The organism is Isoptericola sp. NPDC060185 (assembly GCF_042728595.1).
Lineage (GTDB): Bacteria > Actinomycetota > Actinomycetes > Actinomycetales > Cellulomonadaceae > Isoptericola.
In genome coordinates, this window is record NZ_JBHWYY010000042.1 from 32,556 (window position 1) to 33,911 (window position 1,356).

At 71.7% G+C, this 1,356-nt stretch carries 1 protein-coding gene; it reads right to left on the bottom strand.

Translation table 11 applies throughout. The features are described from left to right. Window positions 1–281: 281 nt before the first annotated feature. Entirely contained in the window at window positions 282–935 is a 654-nt protein-coding gene (locus ACFWDO_RS14085; protein WP_380325514.1) for a GNAT family N-acetyltransferase, read from the bottom strand. Window positions 936–1,356: the final 421 nt, after the last annotated feature.

Consider the following 1,356-nt stretch of genomic DNA (forward strand, 5'->3'; position numbering starts at 1 on the left):
GCGGGGGCGCCCGAACGGGGGGCGCCCCCGAGCCAGAGGCCGGTGCGCCCGGTCGTGTGGTGGGGTTGTGCTGTGGCGTGGTGCATCGCCGCCCCCCTTGCCGGGCGGTGCTGGGCGCCGACCACCACGTCGGCGGCCCCTCTGCCCCCGACTCCGCCACGCTAGCGAGGCTTCTGACGGATAGCAATCAAAAGGTCGATCCCGCGCTGCCGAATGTCGGGGTCAGCCGACATCAGGGAGAACTGGCTCCGCCTGTGCGCGGCCGGACCGGCGATGCCCTGTCAGTCCGGGCGGCGCGAGCTCGTGCCCGGGGTGTCGGCGCCACGGAGCATGACGACGTCGGCGTGCCGCACGCCGCCGACGTCGTAGGTCCGCGTGCCGGCGACGTCGAAGCCGTGCTTGCGGTAGAACGCCTGGGCCCGGGCGTTCTGGCCGTTGGTGCCGAGCCACAGCGGCGCGTCGACGCCGGCGGCCTCCCCGAGCCCGGCGGCCGCCGCGGCGGCCCCCTCGAGGAGGCGCGCCGCCACGCCGCCGCCCAGGACCTGGGGGTGCACGTAGATCTTGGACAGCTCGGCGTAGGGGCCAGGACCCGCCGCTGCGCGCAGCACCGCGCGCTCCTCGGCGCCGTCGGGCTCGCCGAACGCGACGAGCGCGTAGCCGAGCAGCGGGGGAACGTCGTCGGACGCGGCGCCCGCGGGCCCGCCGTCGACCGCCACCAGGAGAGCGTGCCGGTCGGAGGTCGCCCATGCGCGGAAGTCGGCCGGCGCGAGGTGCGTGGCCACGTGCGCGGCCATCGTGGCCACGAGGGTCCCGGGCGGGCAGGCCAGGGGGAACGTGAGGGCGGCGAGCCACGCGACGTGCGCCGCCTCGGAGACCCGGGCAGGACGGACGAGGACGGACGCCGGGCGCGGGGCGGCTGTCGGAGAGGAGGTCACGCGACGATTCTCGCGCGGCCCACCGGGTGTGCCCCGCGTCACCGCGCAGGGAGTTGGCCGGCTGCCGCGGAGCGTGTAATGTTCTACGACGTCAGCCCGACAGGGAGACGGACACCGAAGAGCATCACCGGGACACCGGGGAGCTCGGGTGGCCGACCGGGGTTGGAACTCACTACGAGAACGGGTTAGCATTCGTGCGCCCCGGACATCGTCTGTGGGGCTTGCCGATGAATGTCGGGCGATCCGAAACCTGGAAAACAGGCGGTTGGAACGGCCGGAAAGAATCTGGTAAGTTTGAGGGGTTGCCCCGGCGGGGCTGGAACGGAAATGGTTCTGGTCTTGTGGGTGTGCGTCGGTTGTTTGAGAACTCAACAGTGTGTTTGATAGTCAATGCCAAATTTTTGGAACCTTTGTTGGTTTC